17 protein-coding genes are annotated in these 14834 nt (G+C 70.8%); 8 read left to right on the top strand and 9 right to left on the bottom strand.

Going from position 1 to position 14834, the window contains the following annotated elements; translation table 11 throughout:
- Positions 1–42 precede the first annotated feature (42 nt).
- A complete protein-coding gene (locus JJL56_RS18125; RefSeq protein WP_345772602.1) occupies positions 43–582 on the top strand; it encodes a ribbon-helix-helix domain-containing protein in 540 nt (179 codons plus the stop codon).
- A gap of 83 nt (positions 583–665) precedes the next feature.
- Here JJL56_RS18125 and JJL56_RS18120 read toward each other — a convergent pair whose 3' ends face one another.
- Genes JJL56_RS18120 through JJL56_RS18110 form a run of 3 tightly spaced genes read right to left on the bottom strand, consistent with a single transcriptional unit; the run spans position 666 to position 3280 of the window.
- A complete protein-coding gene (locus JJL56_RS18120) occupies positions 666–2237 on the bottom strand; it encodes a GMC family oxidoreductase (protein WP_200485828.1) in 1572 nt (523 codons plus the stop codon).
- Positions 2238–2265: 28 nt separating this feature from the next.
- On the bottom strand, positions 2266–2832 hold the full coding sequence (locus JJL56_RS18115) for a twin-arginine translocation signal domain-containing protein (protein WP_247891131.1): 567 nt from the start codon (positions 2830–2832) through the stop codon (positions 2266–2268).
- Positions 2833–2884: 52 nt separating this feature from the next.
- On the bottom strand, positions 2885–3280 hold the full coding sequence (locus JJL56_RS18110) for a VOC family protein (protein WP_014200037.1): 396 nt from the start codon (positions 3278–3280) through the stop codon (positions 2885–2887).
- 191 nt (positions 3281–3471) lie between these two features.
- On the opposite strand from JJL56_RS18110, the gene JJL56_RS18105 reads away from it, so the two are divergent.
- A complete protein-coding gene (locus JJL56_RS18105; protein WP_200485827.1) occupies positions 3472–3867 on the top strand; it encodes a hypothetical protein in 396 nt (131 codons plus the stop codon).
- A 41-nt stretch (positions 3868–3908) separates the two neighbouring features.
- On the opposite strand, the gene JJL56_RS18100 is transcribed toward JJL56_RS18105, so the two are convergent.
- A complete protein-coding gene (locus tag JJL56_RS18100; RefSeq protein WP_145627660.1) occupies positions 3909–4121 on the bottom strand; it encodes a YjiS-like domain-containing protein in 213 nt (70 codons plus the stop codon).
- A 105-nt stretch (positions 4122–4226) separates the two neighbouring features.
- On the opposite strand from JJL56_RS18100, the gene gcvA reads away from it, so the two are divergent.
- Entirely contained in the window at positions 4227–5159 is a 933-nt protein-coding gene (gene gcvA / locus JJL56_RS18095) for a transcriptional regulator GcvA (RefSeq protein WP_247890829.1), read from the top strand.
- 30 nt (positions 5160–5189) lie between these two features.
- Positions 5190–5720, top strand: coding sequence for an ankyrin repeat domain-containing protein (locus JJL56_RS18090; protein ID WP_200485826.1), 531 nt, complete (start codon positions 5190–5192; stop codon positions 5718–5720).
- Between the two features lie 6 nt (positions 5721–5726).
- Here JJL56_RS18090 and JJL56_RS18085 read toward each other — a convergent pair whose 3' ends face one another.
- From JJL56_RS18085 to JJL56_RS18075, 3 genes are read right to left on the bottom strand one after another with little or no spacing between them, the layout of a single operon-like run.
- Positions 5727–6194 carry a periplasmic heavy metal sensor gene (locus JJL56_RS18085; RefSeq protein WP_200485825.1) on the bottom strand — a complete coding sequence of 156 codons (468 nt, stop codon included), beginning with the start codon at positions 6192–6194 and terminating at the stop codon, positions 5727–5729.
- Positions 6191–6619 carry a hypothetical protein gene (locus JJL56_RS18080; RefSeq protein ID WP_200485824.1) on the bottom strand — a complete coding sequence of 143 codons (429 nt, stop codon included), beginning with the start codon at positions 6617–6619 and terminating at the stop codon, positions 6191–6193. Before JJL56_RS18080 ends, JJL56_RS18085 begins: the two co-directional genes overlap by 4 nt.
- Entirely contained in the window at positions 6616–7329 is a 714-nt protein-coding gene (locus JJL56_RS18075) for an RNA polymerase sigma factor (protein ID WP_282186567.1), read from the bottom strand. The genes JJL56_RS18080 and JJL56_RS18075 overlap by 4 nt, the downstream gene beginning before the upstream one ends.
- A gap of 81 nt (positions 7330–7410) precedes the next feature.
- Between JJL56_RS18075 and JJL56_RS18070 the strand changes: the two genes are divergently transcribed.
- The 4 genes from JJL56_RS18070 (at position 7411) to JJL56_RS18060 (ending at position 12351) form a co-directional block, all read left to right on the top strand.
- The gene (locus JJL56_RS18070) at positions 7411–10050 is read left to right on the top strand and encodes a tetratricopeptide repeat protein (protein WP_200485823.1); all 2640 of its coding nucleotides are present in this window, start codon (positions 7411–7413) and stop codon (positions 10048–10050) included.
- A complete protein-coding gene (locus JJL56_RS18065) occupies positions 10047–11177 on the top strand; it encodes a glycosyltransferase family 9 protein (protein WP_200485822.1) in 1131 nt (376 codons plus the stop codon). The genes JJL56_RS18070 and JJL56_RS18065 overlap by 4 nt, the downstream gene beginning before the upstream one ends.
- A 207-nt stretch (positions 11178–11384) precedes the next feature.
- Positions 11385–11510 (top strand): hypothetical protein, encoded by a 126-nt coding sequence (locus JJL56_RS33710; protein WP_256380068.1) that lies wholly within the window; start codon positions 11385–11387, stop codon positions 11508–11510.
- Positions 11511–11649: 139 nt separating this feature from the next.
- Positions 11650–12351, top strand: a complete 702-nt coding sequence (locus JJL56_RS18060) for an SDR family oxidoreductase (protein WP_200485821.1) — start codon at positions 11650–11652, stop codon at positions 12349–12351.
- Between the two features lie 85 nt (positions 12352–12436).
- On the opposite strand, the gene dctP is transcribed toward JJL56_RS18060, so the two are convergent.
- Positions 12437–13468, bottom strand: a complete 1032-nt coding sequence (dctP, locus tag JJL56_RS18055) for a TRAP transporter substrate-binding protein DctP (RefSeq protein ID WP_200485820.1) — start codon at positions 13466–13468, stop codon at positions 12437–12439.
- A gap of 130 nt (positions 13469–13598) precedes the next feature.
- Positions 13599–14801 (bottom strand): MFS transporter, encoded by a 1203-nt coding sequence (locus JJL56_RS18050; RefSeq protein WP_186453011.1) that lies wholly within the window; start codon positions 14799–14801, stop codon positions 13599–13601.
- Positions 14802–14834 lie beyond the last annotated feature (33 nt).

Here is a 14834-nt window from a genome sequence, read left to right as displayed (position 1 = left end):
CAGCGGGCGGGGGTGGTATCCGGGGAAGACTGCGCGTCTCCAGTGCTTTTTGATGCGCACGGATTTGGTGATGTTTCTCTCTCTTCACTCGACCTGAGCGGGTTCCGGCTTCGGGAAATTAATGCGCATAACGGATTTTCCGTTCATAGTGCATTCAAGGGGTCGGGGAAGTTTGGAAGGAGACGAGGGATGTGCCGAATTTTTGCCGGTCAGGACCCGGAGCGCTTCCGTATGGTAACCCGGCGGGTCCGCCTCAGCGGTCATTCGACGAGCGTCTGTCTGGAGGCGGCCTTCTGGGACACGCTGGAGGACATCGCGGCGATGCAGGGCGTGTCGCTTGGCCGTTTCTTGTCAAAGTTGCACGATGAAGTCTTGGCCCGCGGGGTGGAGCGGCGCAATTTCGCCGGCCTGCTGCGTTGCGCCTGCCTGACCTATGCCCAGGAGGTGAAGGGCCACCGCCCCTGCGTGGAGGAACTGGAGCGGGAGGCACGCACCGATTTTGCCGCGGTGGCCGCCGCCGCCCTTCCGGCAAGAATTCCGACCTCATTCACCGCCCCGAAAAAGGAACGCGAGACGGCCTGAGCGCAAAGGAGTGCCCCCCTCCTCCATCCGGAAGAGAGGGGCTGTAAACAGCGCGGGGTCCCGAATAATGGGACAGTGCAGGGTCAGATCGCGTTCTTGGCCATTTGGCCGGCGATGTAGTCGGCCTGCCGCAGCGCCAGCGCGACGATGGTCAGGGTCGGGTTCTCGGCGCCGCCGGTGGTGAACTGCGAGCCGTCGGAGACGAACAGGTTCGCCACGTCATGCGTCTGGCCCCATTTGTTCACCACGCCGTCGCGCGCCTTCTCGCTCATCCGGTTGGTGCCCAGATTGTGGGTGGACGGGTAGGGCGGCGTCGGGAAGCTGCGGGTCGCCCCGACCGATTCATACAGCGCCATGCCCTGCCGGTAGGCGTGCTGGCGCATGGCGACGTCGTTGGGGTGGTCGTCGAAATGGACGTTCGGGACGGGCATCCCGTACTTGTCCTTCTTGTCGGCGTGCAGGGTGATGCGGTTGCTCTCCTGCGGCATGTCCTCGCCGACCAGCCACATGCCGGCCATATGGTCGTAGCCGTCGAGCGCCGAGGTGAACTCCCGCCCCCAGGCGCCGGGGTCGAGGAAGGCGGCCATGAAGGGCAGGCCGAGCGACAGGGTCTCGATCTCGTACCCGCCGACGAAGCCGCGGTCGGGCTTGTTCTTGGCCTCGTCGCGGATGATGCCGGCCATGGTCGTGCCGCGGTGCATACGCACCGGCTTTTCGAACACGCCGTAGACCGAGCCGGTCATGTGCCGCATGTAGTTCCGCCCCACCTGGCCCGAGGAGTTGGCGAGCCCGTCCGGGAACAGGGAGGACGCCGAGTTCAGCAGCAGCCGGGGGCTTTCGATGGAGTTGCCGGCCACCGCGACGATGCGGGCCTTCTGGCGCTGGATCGCCCCGTCCTTGTCGGCGTAGACGACGCCGGTCACCTTGCCCTTGGCGTCATGCTCGATCTTCAGCACCTGGGCGTTGGCGCGGACCTCCAGCTTTCCGGTTTCCTCGCCCTTGGGGATCTCCGCGATCAGGGTGGACCATTTCGCCCCGGACTTGCAGCCCTGGAAGCAGAAGCCGATCTGCTGGCAGGACCCGCGCCCGTCGCGGGGCTCCGAGTTGATGGCCATGTTGCCGGTGTGGCACTCCGTGTAGCCCATTTTGTCGGCGCCGGCCTTCAGGACCTTGAAGTTGTTGTTGCCGGGCAGGCCGGGGATGCCGTTGGTGCGGGTGACGCCCATGCGGTCCTCCGCCTTGGCGTACCAGGGCTCCAGCTCCTCCAGCGTGATCGGCCAGTCCAGCAGGTTGGCGCCGGCGACCTCGCCGTAGGTCGTGCGAGTCTTGAACTCGTGCGGCTGGAAGCGCAGCGCGGCCCCCGCCCAATGCACGGTGGAGCCGCCGACCGCCTTGACGATCCAGGCCGGCAGGCCGGGGAAGTCCCGCGCCACCCGCCAGCTTCCCGAGGTGGTGCGCGGGTCGAGCCAGGAGATCTGGGCGAAGCTGGCCCATTCGTCGTTCTGGAAATCCTCCATGTTGTGGCGCCCGCCGGCTTCCAGGATCACCGTCCTGATGCCCTTCAGCGCCAGTTGTGTGCCGAGCGTGCCGCCTCCGGCCCCGGAGCCCACGATCACCACGACGCTGTCGTCGTTCAGGTCGAATTTCGCTGCCATGGCTGAAACATCCTTCCTGAGACGGTGGTCAGAGCCACTCGATGTCGTTGAATCCGCGGTCGATGTAGCCGCCCTTGGCCGCGCTCTCGCCCTCGTAGCCGAAGAGCGGCCAGACCTCCTGGTTGTTGTAGATCCCGGTGACCAGCCCGCCGCGCACCGTCTGGAAGAAGGGATCGGCCTCGATCTCGTGCAGCAGGCGGACCCGGTCGGCCTCCCAGCCGACCTCCGCGTAGGGCGCGTCGTGCTTGGCCTTGGCCAGCCGGTCGAGCTTCGCCATGCCGGACTCGTAAAGCTCCTTCAGGGCGGCGTCGGCGGCCGCCTTCTCGTCCTGCGCCTTCATGGCGACGGCGTAGAAGCGGTCGGCCAGCCGGTCGTGCGGGTAGATGTCCCGCGACACCCGGATCAGCGAGCGCATGGTGTCGGGCGCCAGCGCCTTGGTTTCATAGCCCCAGGCCTCGCGCGGGCAGAGGATCGCCCCGCCCGACACCAGGATGGCCGTCGCGGCGGCGGCGGTGGCCGAGGCCGCCAGGAAGGCGCGCCGGTCCATGGCGGTTTTCAGGGCGGATTTTGCTGTTGTGCTCGTCGGAGAACGCATCGCTTCCTCCCAAGACCGATTATGATTTTTGCTTCGAGGGGCCGCGCATGTGTCAGCGGTAGCGGCCATGGCGCTGGAGGACCTCGATCTTGTAGCCGTCGGGGTCCTGGACGAAGAAGAAGCGGGCCATCAGCGCGCCGTCCCGCGCGAACTCCTTGATCGGGTTGGGGCCATAGCCGAGCGCGGTGAAGCGCCGGTGTTCCCCGTCCAGATCCTCGACGCAGACGGCCAGATGGCCGTAGCCGTCACCGTGGGCGTAGGGTTCGCTGCGCCCGTGGTTGATGGTCAGCTCGATCTCAAAGTCGTTTTCGGCGTTGCGCAGATAGACCAGGGTGAAGCCGTCGAAGGCGTAGCGGTCGGCGCATTCCAGGCCGAACGCGCGGGCGTAGAAATCCCGCGACCGCTCCTCGTCGAGGACCCGGATCATCATGTGGATGGCCTTGGCCATGGGGGCTGGCTCCGTTCCGGTTGGTGGCTCCAGCGTGAATGTTAGTGATGCTGATTGTTGTCTTGGCAGTAAGTATCTACTACAGGCTCAACGCGAAGGGGGTAGCCTGGTCGGCGGTCGCCCATCCCTCCTTTCGGGAGGGCTTTCCGGCCGCGATGGCGTATCCTGACGACCCGGAAAAGGAGCATCCCATGCGACACAGGACGGGCCGACCCCTCGCCGCGGCGGGCTTCGCCGCGCTGCTGGTCATGGCCGCGCCGGCAGCCAACGCCGCATCGCCCGCATCGGAGTGGCGGGCGGAGTGGCGCGGCTGGCTGTCCGACGGCGCGGGCGGGCTGCGCGACGGGGCGGAGCGCGCGATCATCCTGGGTGGCGGCCTGCTCTACCAGAATCGGCACATGGTGGCGGGGCTGACGCTCGGCTGTCTGGCCGGCGGGGCGATGGGAGCGACGGGCGCCGTCGCGGCGGGTGCCGCGACCGGAGGGGCCGCCTTGCCGGCGACCGGCCCGGCCGCGGCGCTGGGCTGCGCCCTGGGGGCTGCGGCGGGTGGGGCGATGGGGCGCCCGCTCGATCAGCCGATGGATTAGGCCAGCCGATGGTTTAGGCCAGTCGATGGATTAGGCGGAGATCACCGCCTCCAGAACGGCTTGCCCATCTCCTCCCGCGCCGCCGCCTCGTCGAAGCCGAGATCGGCCCAGAGATGCGCGTCCATGCGGGCCAGGGCACGGCGCAGCGCCCGCCGCTCCCGCCAGCCGTTCAGGCGGTCGAGCCAGGGGCCGGCGGTGGGGCCGGCGGTCGTCCCGCCGCTCCGCTGGTCGTGCGCTCCGCTCATGCTCGTCATGCGGCCCTCCCGCCGGTCGGTCATTCCTCGAAGCCGGAAAATCGCGCGTCGGAGCGTGGACGACAAACCATGCTTTCTCATAAGATGGATGAGCGAGAGTCATCCATGGAGCGTCCCATGCGGCGTGCCCTGCCGCCCCTTCACGCCCTGCGCGCCTTCGAGGCGGCGGCCCGCCACGAGAGCTTTTCCAAGGCGGCGGACGAGCTGTGCGTGACGCAGGGCGCGGTCAGCCGGCAGATCATGGGGCTGGAGGAGTGGCTGGGCGTGCCGCTGTTCCGGCGGCTGACCCGCCGGGTCGAGCTGACCGACGACGGGCGCGCCCTGCTGCCGGTGCTGTCGGAGTCCTTCGACCGCATCGCCGGGACGGCGGCCCGTCTGGCGGCGCGAGGGCGGGATTTGCGGATCAAGGTGGCCTTCTCCTTCGGCATCCGCTGGCTGATGCCGCGGCTGGTCCGCTTCCAGGCGCGGCACCCCGACGTTCAGGTGCGGGTGACCGTCGCCTGGAGCAGCGGGCTGGAGTTCGACCCGCAGGAATTCGATGCCGCCATCACCTATTGCCGGGAGGTGCCGGCCGGCTTCTCCGCCGTGGAGGTGCTGCCGGAGCGGCTGACCGTCGTCTGCCCGCCGGCTCTGGCGGAGCGGCTGCGGGTCCCGATGGACCTCGGCGCCATTCCGCTGCTGCACGGCTGTTCGGAGGGGCAGGACTGGCGGGTCTGGCTGGCCGCGGCGGGGCTGCCCTTCTTCGAGGCGCTTCGCCAGGGCGCGGTGTTCGACGCCATGGACCCGGCGATGCAGGCCGCCGCCGCCGGGATGGGCGCCACCGTCGCCGACCGCATGCTGTGCGCCGAGGACGTGGCGGCGGGCCGCCTCGTCCTGCCCTTCCCGGAGATCGAGGCGTCGTCCGGCAGCTACTGGTTCGTTTGCCCGGAGGGCATGCAGGACCGCCCCGCCGTCGCTGCCTTCCGCGGCTGGCTGCTGCAGGAGGCGCGCGACGAGATGGCGCAACAAAGCGTGACGGCGGCTGTTTCCCCGGTTTGAGCCAAAGCCTTGACCGGGGGGAGCGCCGCCATGGGAGCGCAGGGGGAGCCGAGCAGGGAACTCGATGAGGACACCATCGCCTTCGCCGGGAAGCTGTTCCACTGGGCGCGGTCCGGCGGCACCGCCGAGCTGACGGAGCTGCTGGAAATGGGCTTGCCGCCCAACCTGCGCAACGACAAGGGCGACAGCCTGCTGATGCTGGCGAGCTACCACGGCCATGCCGAGCTCGCCCGCAACCTGATGCGCCACGGCGCTGATCCGGAGCAGGCGAACGACCGCGGCCAGACACCGCTGGCCGCCGCCGCCTTCAAGGGGGACGGCGCGATGCTGCGCGTCCTGCTGGAGGAGGGCGCCGCGGTGGACGGCTGCGGGCCGGACGGGCGGACGGCGCTGATGACCGCCGCCATGTTCGACCGCGTCGCTATGGTGGATTTCCTGCTGGCCCGCGGCGCCGATCCCGACGCGCGGGACGCCCGCGGCCTGACCGCCCGCGAGGCTGCGCTCGCCATGGGCGCCGCCAACGCCGCCGCCCGGCTGGCCCCCGGCGCGAAAGCGGTCTAGCGCGGCCTAACGGGGCGGCCCCATCTCCAGCAGCTTGCGGCGCCCCTCTGGCGACAGTTGGCCGAGCACCTCGATCACCCGGCTGTCCATCCGGCCGCGCAGGTCGGCCTCGGTCGCGTGGGCCTGTTCGAGCGCGCGCCGCAGGCCTTCCGGGTCGAAAGTGGGGGCTTTCATGCTGTCGCGAATCTGGCGTCGCATGGCCTCCATGTTCTCGCGCATGCGGTCGACCGTCGCGCGCTCCGCCTCGTAGCCGCGCCGCAGGATGGCCGCGTCAGCCGGGGACAGCCCGCGCTCGGCCCGCTCGACGAAGCGCGCGATCCCCTGGCCGGGATCGGGCGGCGGCGGCGGGGGCATGAGATGCAGCGCCTGCGCGGCCAGGATGCCGCCCAGCAGCATGTTCATGGCGAGCGAGCCGACCAGAAGATACCAGGGCCAGCGGCGCGGGGTGGCGGGGCCGCCGATGGTCCGGCTCATTGGATCGCTCCCAGATAGCTGCTGTTCACCACGACCTCCGCGTAACCGTTCGCCTGGGGCGGCGACACTGGCAGGACACCTTGGGCGGCGGCGAGGAAACCCGCCATTCCCATGGCCGCGAGGAATCCCGCGGTCGGCCAGAAGCGCATGGGCGCGGCCGCCAGGGTCCAGGGGGTGGGGGCAGGCCTCACCGGCGCGTCCAGCCTTGCCGCGATGCCTTTCAGGACCCGCTGCACGCTGTCCTCGGTAACCGCCGGGGCGGCACGGTCGAGCAGGGCGTCCAGCGCCGCGGCGTCGGCCAGGATGGCGCGCGCCTCGGCGGAGTCTTCAAGAAGGGTCAGGGCATCGACGCCGTCCGTCGCGGGCCAGCGGTCGATGTCGCCGCCGTAGAGGTCGGCGAAGCGCTTGAACTCTTTGAGTGTCATTTCTCGTCGCCGTCCTTCTGACGGATCAGGGAGTTGAGACGGGTGCGGACCACACGCCGCGCCCGGACCAGCAGGCTTTCCATGGCCGAAACCGAGACGTGCAGGACCTCCGATGCTTCCGCGCAGCTCATCTCCTGGTAGTAGCACAGGCTGAGCGCCGCCCGCTGCCGTTCCGGCAAGGCGGCGATCGCCGCGTCCACCGCAGCACCCAGCTGACGCTCCTCCAGCATTCCCTCGGCGCCGATGGCCGGGTCTGCCAAGTCCACGGCGTCGTCCAGGGGCTGGAAGCTCCTGCGGCGGCGGTAGTCGATCGAGCGGTTGACAACGATGCGGTAGAGCCAGGTGGAGAACCGGGTTCCGTCGCCGCGCCAGCGGTCGGCGTGCGTCCAGATCTGCAGGAAGGCGTCCTGCACGACCTCCTCCGCGTCGCTCGCGTTGCCGACCACCCGGTGGGCGAGCGCGAGGCTGCGGCGCAGATGCCGACGGGTCAGCCGGTCGAAGGCCGCCCGGTTGCCGGCGACCGTTTCGGCCATCAGCGATTCGTCGTCATCCTCGTCGATCACCGCCACGCGGCCATCCTCTGCTCCTTCCCGGTTACCGAACCCCGTCCGGCGTCGGCGCCCCTTGTCGTCAGTGATACGCGGGCTGTCGGGAACTCCTGCGCGGTCTGGATCGGAAATTTTGCGGCCGCATGCTCCCGACGGCAGCAAGGCATTCGTACCCGTGGTCGCGCGGGCGCGCTACACTGCGCGCCCCGACGCCCTGTCCATGGGCCAGCCGAACGGACCGTCATGAGCGCCAGCCGCGATTCTTCTCCCGCCACGCTCCAGGAGACGCTGGCGCAGGCCGTCGTCCATCACCAGTACGGACGGCTGGCGGAGGCGCGGCCCCTCTACGAGCGGGTGCTGCGCCACGCGCCGGACCAGAGCGACGCGCTGCATCTGCTGGGCCTGCTGACGGCGCAGACCGGCGACGCGGAGTCGGGGATCGCGCTGATCCGCAAGGCCGTGGCGAAGGATGGGACCCAGCCGGTCTTCCGCCTCAATCTGGGGCGCGTGCTGGAAGCGGCGGGGAGCTGGGCGGAGGCCGCGGACGCTTATGGCCACGCCGCCCGCCTCGACCCGCTGACCCCCGATCATCACCGGCTGGAGGCCGCCGCCCACGCCAAGCTGGGCCGGGCGGAGGCCGCGGCGCGGGCCTTCCGCCGCCTGCTGGCCCTTTTGCCGGAGGATGGGGAGACCGCCAACGCGCTGGCCGATGCGCTGTACGATCTGGGGCGGACCGGACCGGCGGCGGATTGGTACGGGCGGGCGTCGGCGCTCGGCCCCGCCGAGGTTCTGGCCGCCTACAACCAGGGTGCCGCGCTGCGTGACGCCGCGCGCCCGCGCGACGCGCTCGCCGCCTTCCGCCGCGCCGCCGCTCTGGCGCCGCTGCTGGTTCAGGCGCAGGAGCAGGTGACGGGCTTGTGCCACGCGCTGGGCGACATGGCCGGCGCGGCGGAGGCGGGACGCCGGCTGATGGCGCTGGAACCGGGCCACGGCGAAGGCGCGAAGATCCTGGGCGCGGCGCTGGCCGCGGCGGGACCCTGGCGCGAGGGGGCGGCGTGGCTGGAACGGGCGGCGGTGCTGGTCCCGGCCCCCGACGTCCTGCTGGTGCTCGGCAACCTGTGGCAGGAGCAAGGGCATCCCGCGGCGGCGCCGCGCTGCTACCGGCGCGCCCTGGCGCTGGCCCCGGGCTCCGCGACGGCGCTGACCGGGCTGGGCATGGCGCTGTCCGCCTTGGGACGGGTGGAGGAGGCTACGACGGCCGCCCGCCGCGCCGTCCGCACCGACCCGGAGGAGGCGGGCCACGCCCTCAACGCCGGGGCCGTCCAGCACCGGGCCAAGCGCCCCGAGGCCGCACGGGCGTGGTTCCGGCGCGCGCTGGCCTTGCAGCCCGACGGCGCCGCCGGCTGGACCAACCTCGGCTCCCACGCCATCGACGCGGGCGCCTTCGACGATGCGCTCACCTTGCTGCGGCGGGCGCTGGCCCTGCGCACGGCGGAACGGGAGGCGTTGGCCAGCTCCAACCTGGGAGTCGCGCTGATGGCGCTCGGGCGCCATGGCGAGGCGGTGGCCGCTCTGCGCGCCGCGCTGGACCGCGCGCCGCAGGATGCGGAGGTGCGCTCCAATTTGCTGTTCTGCCTGTGCTTTGCCGAGGAGGCGGACCTCGGCGCGGTGTTCGGGGAGCACCGGCGGTTCGAGCGCGCCGTGATGCCGGTGCCGCCCGCTGTCCGGCGCTTCGACGCGGTGAACCGCGACCCCGAGCGCCGTCTGCGCGTTGGTTACCTGTCGCCGGATTTCCAGCGCTACCCGGGGCCGGGCTATCATTTTCTGCTACCGCTGATCGAGCGCCACGACCGGTCGGCGGTGGAGGTGACCTGCTATTACGCCGACCTTCCGAAGGACACCGCGACCACCCGCTTCGCCGCGCTGGCCGACCGTTGGCGCGACGTCGCGGCCCTGCCGGACGGCGAGCTGGAGCGCCTGATCCGGACGGACGGCATCGACGTGCTGGTGGATTGCGGCGGGCACATGTCGCGCAACCGCATGCCGCTGTTCATCCGCCGCCCGGCGCCGGTGCAGGTCAGTCTGCCGCTCTACCCGAACACGACGGGGCTGACGGCGATGGACTACCAGTTTTCCGACCACCGCTTCGCTGCGGCGAGCGCGGACGCCCTGCACACGGAGAGGCTGATCCGCCTACCGGGCAGCGTGCTGTGCTACCGCCCCGCGGAGTCCGCCGCGACACCGCCCGCCCGCCCGCCGGTGGAGACGGCGGGGGTGTTCACCTTCGGCTCCTTCAACAACCTGACGAAGCTGAACGCCTCCACCCTCGCGCTGTGGGGACGGGTGCTGGCGGCGGTGCCGGAGGCGCGGCTGATGCTGAAATGGCGGGGGCTGTCCGGCGGCGGGGTGGCGCGGCGGGTGCTGGACGCCTTCGCCGCCCATGGGGTTGAGGAGTCGCGGCTGCTGCTGCGCGGCACCGCCCCGGACCCCTACGAGGATTACCGGCTGCTCGATTGCGCGCTGGACCCCGTCTTCGCCAACGGCGGCACGACGACCTGCGACGCGCTGTGGATGGGGGTGCCGGTGCTGTCCATCGCGGGGGAGGCGATGATCTCGCGCTGGGGCGCCACCATGCTCGGCAGCGTCGGGCTGGACGCGCTGGTGGTGGAGCGCGAGGACGATTACGTGGCGCTCGCCGTCCGGTTGGCCAACGACCGCGCCTTCCTGGCGGCGCAACGTGCGGGCTTGCGCGAGCGGATGGCGCGCTCCCCCCTGATGGACGAGGCGGGCTACACCGCGGCGGTCGAGGCCGGCTACCGCATGGCGTGGCGGCGCTGGTGCGCCGGCCTGCCGCCCGCCCGCATCGACATGAGCGCGGCATGACGGACGCCGTCTTTGACCTTTCGTCCGCCCGGCGCATCCTGGTGGTGAAGCTGGACGAGGCGGGCGACTTCGTGCTCGCCACGCCCTTCCTGCGCGGGCTGCGGGCCTCGGCGCCACGGGCGCGCATCGTGCTGGCGGTGCGCCCCGCCGTGGCCGACCTCGCCGTGACCTGCCCGCATGTCGACGCGGTGGTGGCGCCCCATCCGCAGCCGGGCGGCGGCATCGACCTGCGCGGCGTCACGCCCGGCGGCGCCGCGGCCTTCGCGGAGGCGTTCCGCGCCGGCTTCGACCTGACGCTGGTCCCCCGCTACGATTTCGACCGCCACGGTGCCACGGCGCTCGCCGCGAGCAGCCGCGCCCGCGCTGTTGTGGGCTTCTCCGAGACCGTCACGCCCTGGAAGGTGTCGGGCAACGCCGGCTTCGACCGCGCCTACACCCACCGGCTGATGCCGCCGCCGGGCCGCCACGAGGTGGAGCAGAACCTCGCCTTGCTGCGCTTCGCCGGCGGGGTTCCGGACGGGGACGGGGTGGAGTTGCGTCTGACCGCGGAGGACCGGGCGGAGGCCGCCCGCCGGCTGACCGAAGCGGCGGGGGAGCGGATCATCGCCGTGGCGCCGGGGGCGGCGGCCGCGCGCCGCGAATACCCGCCGGACCGGCTGGCGGCGGTGGTCGCCGTGGTGGCGATCGCGCTCGGCGCGCGGGTGGCGGTTGTCGGCACGGAGCTGGAGCGGGCGACGGCGGAGCGGATCGCCGCGGCCCTGCCGGGGCGGGTGACCGACCTCACCGGACGGACCGGGCTGCGACAAGCGGCGGCGGTGATCGAGCGGACGGCGGGGCTGATCGCCATGGATTCCGGCCCGGCCCATCTGGGGGCCGCCGTGGGCGTGCCGGTCGCTGTCTTCTCCTGCCATCCGGTGGGCGGCGACCCCAACCACTTCCACGCGCCGGAACGCTTCCGTCCCTGGTGCGCGCGGGCGCTGGTGTTGCGGCCCGCGACGGCGCTTGCGCCCTGTCAGCCGGAAAGCTGCACGGCGGCGGAGGCGCATTGCATCGCGTCGATTCCGCCGGACTTGGCGGCGGCGCGCATCCTCGCCCTGTTCGGCGGGCGTGGTGGTGCATCGCCCTGAACCGCCCGTCCATCGGTCAGTGTGGCCGATGGGCAACCCGTGATGCCACCGGATCGGCGAAGCCCTTTCGGAGTGCCGCTTTCCGGCCTGTGGCGGCGCTGCATCACTCCCCGATATTTCGCGATACGGAAGCCACGCCCCTGGCACGAACGCCCCTGGAAACCGTATCTTATATGCATTGCAACATCAGCCGGTCCGTGAGGGATCATGAAGTCGTTCTTGTCCTCGCTTCAGCGGGATTGGGCGTCCTGGAGCCCGGTCGAGCGTTTCGTCGCCGTCGGCTTCGTCACGGTGGCCCCGGTCGCCTCGCTGGCTTTCCTGCTCGCCCACTGACCGGCCTTGAATCCGGCGCTGTCCTTATCGGCGCCCGAAGGCACGCGCACGCATCCCTTGGCCCCGTCCTGCGTCCGGTGCGATACAGGAGGAGAGAAGGAACGGACGAACCGTTCCGGCAGGAGAGGGATGACGAATCATGGGCGATAAGGTTGCCATCATCACCGCGGGCGGCAGCGGCATGGGTGCCGCGGCGGCGCGGCGTTTGGCGGCGGACGGGTTCAACATCGCGGTGCTGTCCTCCTCCGGCAAGGGGGAGGCTCTGGCGGAGGAACTGGGCGGGATCGGCGTGACCGGTTCGAACCAGTCCGCCGAGGATCTGGAGCGTCTGGTGACCCGGACGATGGAGCGCTGGGGCCGCATCGACGCGCTGGTGAACAGCGCCGGCCACGGCCCGCGCAAGCCGCTGCTGGAGCTGACCGACGAGGACTGGCACAAGGGGATCGAGGTCTATTTCCTGAACGTCGTCCGCGCGGTCCGGCTGGTGACCCCGGTCATGGTGCGCCAGAAGGGCGGGGCGATCATCAACATCTCGACCGCCTGGGCCTTCGAGCCGAGCCCGATGTTCCCGACCTCCGCCGTCGCGCGGGCCGGGCTGGCGTCCTTCACCAAGCTGTTCGCCGACCAGTACGCCGCCGACAATGTGCGGATGAACAACGTGCTGCCCGGCTGGATCGACAGCCTTCCGGCGACGGAGGAGCGGCGCCAGGGCGTGCCGATGGCCCGCTACGGCAAGAGCGAGGAGATCGCGGCGACCGTCGCCTTCCTCGCCTCCGACGGGGCCGGTTACATCACCGGACAGAACATCCGGGTGGACGGCGGCCTGTCGCGGTCGGTCTGAGAAGCATTCCTCAAAAAAAATCGGTGCGGGTGGCGCCCCTTCCGGAACGCCGCCCGCACCGCGAGGTGAAGCGAGGGGGATCGCCTCAGCTCTTGTTGCCGACGATGGCCTGATACTGCTTCCAGATCTCAGGGTAGCGACGGACATAGTCCTGGTTGACCTTGTTGGCGATCTCGCGGAACTTCGCCTGCTCGGCCTCGGGGGCCACGGCCAGCCGCCCGCCCTGGGCGATCATCTGGTCCATGGTCTTCTTGTCGGCGTCGATGGCGCGCTGCCATTGCTTGGCGATGATCTCGTTGGTGGTCGTCTCCACCACCTGGCGCAGGTCGTCGGGCAGACCCTTCATCCACTTGTCGTCGACCAGGACGGAGTAGGTGAGCAGGCTCATGCCCGGCACCAGCGAGGCGACCTTGGCGGCGTTGGTGCCGACCATCTCCCAGCCGCCGGCGGAGGTGTAGATGCCGTCGATGGCCCCCTGCATCAGCGCCGCCGCCATTTCGGAGGCGGGCATCGACACCGGGCTGGCCCCGAAGTCGCGCATCAGCAGCTGCAGGACGCGCCCGCCGGTCAGGCGGATCTTGCTGCCCTTCAGGTCGCCGACCGAGGCGACCTCCTTGTCCTTGAACAGGAAGATCAGGTCGGCCGTGCGCATCAGCCCCATGACGCGGATGCCCTTGTCGGACACCAGCCCGGACAGCAGCTTGGACACCTCCTGCGCGGTTTCCGGCTTGGACATCGCGGCGTCGGTGACCGCGAAGGGCAGGTTCACCACGCCATACTGCGGGGCGATGCTCTCAAGCTGCACGCTGACCGGCCAGACCATGTGCACGGCGCCCGACCCGAGGGCGGCGACGGCGTCCTTGTCCTTGTAGAGCGTGCCGGAATGGAAGACCTTCGGCTTGATGCGGCCCTTCGAGCGCTCCTCGATCAGGGCCGCATACTCGTCCATCATCTTGGCGGTCCAGTGGGACGTCGCGATCTCGTCCGTCATCACCATCTCGACCGGCGCCGCCTGCGCGCGGGCCTGGCCCGGCGTCCCGGCGGCCAGCCCGGCCACGGTCATTCCGACCAGCAGCGTCCTCGCCCAAAATGGCCTGAACAGTGACGGATTGAACATTGGCTTCCCTCCCATGGCTGCGTTCGGACGCTTCTGGCCCGCTTGTCCGAACGATCATAGGGGAAAACTGTGCGGTGTGCCAACATTATTGTACGGACAACTATACGCCATGGGCCGATCGCCGCCGCCCTTATGTCTTGCGGCGCGACCAGAACAGGACCGCCGCCGCCCCGGCCAGCGGGAAGGCCGTCATCAGCGCGAAGGTCTCGCCGTAGCTGCCGACCGTATTGAACAGGGTGGCGAACAGCGCCGGCCCGACGACCACGCCGGAGAAGGTGAACATCAGGGCGCCGCCGGTCGCCGTGCTGGCCGTGCCCTTCGGGGCGACCCGCGCCACCTCCGCCAGGAACACGCCGTTCCAGCCGATGGCGGCGATGCCGAACACCGTCAGCACGCCGATCACCGCGGGCACCGGCCAGCTCGGTCCCAGGCCGGCGGTGGCCAGGGCCGAGGCGGCGGACAGCCCGCCGATGCCGCCCAGCACCGCCACGCCGGAGCGCAGCCGGTCGGCCAGCAGCCCCCAGCCGATGCGCGCCCCCGCCCCCGCCGCCTGCATCACCGACACGGCCAGCCCGGCGGACACGATGGACCAATGCAGGTCGTGCACCAGCATGTTGACCGTGAAGGCCATCAGCGACAGTTGGATCGCCGAGAAGAAGAAGCCCATCAGCGCGAAGCCGCGCAACGCCGGCACCCGCCAGACCAGCCGCGGCCCCTCCATCAGGTTGCCGCGGATCGGCAGGCCGGGGCTGCGGTCGTCGTCCCACACCCGGCGGCCCGGCGCGAAGAGGACCAGCAGCAGCGCGAACATGCCGGCCACCGCCAGCGCCGCCCCGCGCCAGCCGGCGATCTCGCCGATCCCCGGCAGGGTCAGCCCGGCCAGCACGCCGGCCAGCGGCACGCCGGTCTGCTTCAGCGAGAAGACCAGATTGCGCCGCGCCGGCGGGGTGAAGCGGTTCAACAGGTGGGAGGAGGAGGGGTTCACCAGCCCGTAGCCGATGCCGAGCAGCACCGACGCCAGCGCCGCGACCCACAAATAGCCGGTGGCGATGCCCAGGCAACCGACCAGCCCCAGAGCCAAGGCCAGGATGCCGACCGTCCCGGCGCCCCAGCGGCGGACCACCAGACCGGCGAAGGCCGACACCAGCGCGGCGGCGCTGTAGATGACGCTGATCTGGTAGCCGACCGCCTCCGACCCCACCCCCAGCGAGGCGGCGGCCAGCGGGGCGACCGTCGCCAGCGTCAGGACCGACAGGGTGGCGACGGTCTGGACGCTGGTCACCTCCGCCAGCAGCAGGGGAAAGGGGGCGGGCGGGGTTTCTTGCGTGGTCATGGGGGTCCGTACAAGTGGCGGTGGCGCGGTGCG

The organism is Azospirillum aestuarii, from assembly GCF_016632405.1.
Classification (GTDB): Bacteria; Pseudomonadota; Alphaproteobacteria; order Azospirillales; family Azospirillaceae; genus Azospirillum; species Azospirillum aestuarii.
Note: the sequence above shows the minus strand (reverse complement) of the source record. Positions and strands in the feature narration are given on the sequence as shown.